This window comes from Gelidibacter sp., from assembly GCF_035577925.1.
In the GTDB taxonomy this organism is placed as follows: Bacteria; Bacteroidota; Bacteroidia; order Flavobacteriales; family Flavobacteriaceae; genus Gelidibacter.
Window position 1 is genome coordinate 1 of sequence record NZ_DATJCY010000344.1, and the last position, 3054, is coordinate 3054.

The window sequence follows — 3054 nt, forward strand, 5'->3', positions numbered from 1 at the left end:
TGCGGAAGATAACCGATTGTTTATTGTCGAATCCCGCCGACCAATTTATACGCCAAAACGTTATCGCAATTGGTTTGGACAATTGTTGGAACATTCGCCGTTTTGTGAGCGCGATATCCGCAGGCCACAAGAATTGGAAACTTATAATGAAAGTGGCGATTTCCTGATCAAGGTGAAAAAACAGGAAGATATTTTTGAAATGGTTTATGCGTCGCATCCTTTTGACGTGGTAGGTTATGACGGCTACAATTATCCGTATGCCTTTTCAATTCACGATTTCGAACCCATAACTGGTCGCATTCACCAGCCACCACCAGTACACCAAACTTTTGAAACCGATGCTTTTGTAGTCTGTAGCTTTGTACCGCGTTTGTATGATTATCATCCATTGAGCATTCCTGCGCCATACAATCACAGTAATATTGATAGCGATGAGGTGTTGTATTATGTGGATGGCGATTTTATGAGCCGTAATGATATTGATGCCGGACACATTTCGTTGCATCCTGCCGGTATTCCACATGGGCCACATCCTGGAGCCGTGGAACGCAGTATCGGAAAAACAAAAACCGACGAATTAGCCGTAATGGTCGATACGTTTAGACCGTTGCAAATTACTGAAGAAGCGTTAAAAATAGCCGATGAGGATTATTTTAAATCCTGGCTTTGAAAAAGGAAACCAGGAATATAGAGCACAAGAAATATATAAATCAGAAAGTATAAGTAACAATTTAGAATAGTTGACAATTTTAAAAGTCTTTATTCTATAGTCTCTTTTCTTTCATCTTAAAAATACATTATGAATACAACCATAAGATCCGTCGAATACGGGCTAGAAAAAATATTTGAAGGCGCAGAAGATTTTTTGCCTTTACTTGGTACAGATTACGTAGAGTTTTATGTGGGCAATGCAAAACAAGCCGCACATTTTTATAAAACCGCTTTCGGGTTTCAATCCTATGCCTATAAAGGTTTAGAAACGGGATCGAAAGATGAGGTAAGTTATGTGCTTGTACAGGATAAGATCCGTTTGGTGTTGACGACACCGTTGAATAGCAAATCGCCAATCAATGATCATATTGTCAAACATGGCGATGGCGTTAAAGTAGTTGCTTTGTGGGTTGACGATGCTCGGAAATCTTATGAAGAAACCATTAAACGTGGTGCCAAATCCTATCTGGAACCAAAGGTTGAAAAAGATGAGTTTGGTGAAGTAGTTCGAGCAGGCATTTATACCTATGGTGAAACCGTACACTTATTTGTAGAACGCAAAAACTATAACGGTACTTTTTTGCCTGGCTTTAAACCTTGGAAATCCGATTATAATCCAGAGCCAACTGGGTTGAAATTTATTGATCACATGGTGGGCAATGTAGGCTGGAACGAAATGAATGTTTGGGTAAAATGGTATGAAGACGTCATGGGCTTTGTCAATTTCTTGTCTTTTGATGATAAACAAATCCATACCGAATATTCGGCATTGATGAGTAAAGTGATGTGTAACGGAAATGGTCGCATTAAATTTCCGATTAATGAACCTGCCGAAGGTAAAAAACGTTCGCAAATTGAAGAATATCTTGATTTTTATGAAGGTCCAGGCGTGCAGCACATTGCTGTTGCTACCGATGATATTATTAGTACAGTAACACAATTAAAAGCAAGAGGTGTCGAATTTTTATCGATACCTCCTGAAGAGTATTACAATGCTGTTCCGGGGCGTTTGGAAACTTATAGTCATGAATTACAGGAAGACATTAAGAAATTAAAGAGCTTGGGTATTATGATCGATGCCGATGAAGAAGGTTATTTACTGCAAATTTTCACAAAACCAGTTGAGGATCGGCCGACATTATTTTTTGAGATCATCCAACGCATGGGAGCTAAAGGTTTTGGTGCTGGTAATTTTAAAGCACTTTTTGAATCCATAGAGCGAGAGCAGGCACTTAGAGGTACTTTATAAATAAAACACTAACAAATATTTAACTTTTTAAACTCCTCATTAATTTGATGGAGTTTTATTGTTTTAATACTTTTGGAACAGTAATTGTAATTTTTGGGGATATATACGAAATCTTAGTATTAAAGGTTATACTTACAATTATTTATAATATGAAAAAATTAAATTTAGTCATAGCGCTATTTTTCGTTGTCCTCAGTGTTAGTGCCCAAGAAAAACACGCCTTTCAGGACGGAGAATGGTTTAAGTTTAAAATGAGCTATAGCGGTTTCTTAAAAGCTGGCAATGCTACTTTGGAGGTTAAAAACTCAAGATTGAACGGAAAAGAGGTCTATCATGTGATTGGTAAAGGCTGGACTACCGGTGCCATAAAATGGTTCTTTAAAGTTAAAGATCGCTATGAAAGTTATTTTGATAAAACTACCGGCATGCCGTATAAGTTCATCCGAGACATTAATGAAGGTGGGCACACCAAGGATGTTGAAATAGATTTTGACCATGCTGCTTCGCTCGCACATGTGAATAACAAAAAAACAAAAACCCAAGCTTCGTTTGCCATTCAGGAGAATGTACAGGATATGGTTTCGGCGTTTTATTATTTAAGAAATAACTATAAAACCGAAACTATTAAGAAGGGTGATGAGGTGAGTTTAAATATGTTTTTTGATGAAGAAAATTTTAATTTTAAACTTAAATTTTTGGGAAGAGAAGACCTGAAAACAGAATTTGGTGTCATAAAAACTCTTAAATTTAGACCTTATGTCATGGCCGGTCGAGTGTTTAAGGAGAAGGAAAGTTTGACCTTGTGGATCAGTGCCGATGACAATAAAATACCGTTGCGCATTCAAGCCAATTTGGCCGTAGGTTCATTAAGGGCCGATTTAGAAGCCTTTAGAGGCCTTAAACATCCATTTAAAATTCAATTTTAACGTATTATGTCCAATACAGAAAATGTTGATCCTATACTAGAGGAGCTTCAGCAAAAATATGCTGCCATAGATCAGGATACCCAAACCCATTTAAAAGGTCTTCTTTATAGTAAGCCCATTTCCTATTGGGATTATATTCAAACCGATGCCCTTTTAAATTTGCAGGTC

General features: G+C 37.3%; 3 protein-coding genes and 1 pseudogene. All 4 read left to right on the forward strand.

Annotated elements, in window-relative coordinates; all coding sequences use genetic code 11:
* The coding region (locus VNJ50_RS13340; RefSeq protein WP_325582724.1) for a homogentisate 1,2-dioxygenase at nt 1-670 on the forward strand (670 nt) is incomplete at its 5' end.
* Between the two features lie 129 nt (nt 671-799).
* Nucleotides 800-1960, forward strand: coding sequence for a 4-hydroxyphenylpyruvate dioxygenase (gene hppD, locus VNJ50_RS13345; RefSeq protein ID WP_325582726.1), 1161 nt, complete (start codon nt 800-802; stop codon nt 1958-1960).
* Between the two features lie 149 nt (nt 1961-2109).
* Nucleotides 2110-2886: a DUF3108 domain-containing protein gene (locus VNJ50_RS13350; protein WP_325582728.1), complete on the forward strand. Its 777-nt coding sequence runs from the start codon at nt 2110-2112 to the stop codon at nt 2884-2886.
* A 6-nt stretch (nt 2887-2892) separates the two neighbouring features.
* A pseudogene (locus tag VNJ50_RS15665) lies at nt 2893-3054 on the forward strand (tryptophan 2,3-dioxygenase); the annotation flags it as partial.

Bases quoted from the DNA above. Each gene is read 5' to 3' on its own strand.
- hppD (WP_325582726.1), top strand. From the start codon at position 800: ATGAATACAACCATAAGATCCGTCGAATACGGGCTAGAAAAAATATTT.
- VNJ50_RS13350 (WP_325582728.1), top strand. From the start codon at position 2,110: ATGAAAAAATTAAATTTAGTCATAGCGCTATTTTTCGTTGTCCTCAGT.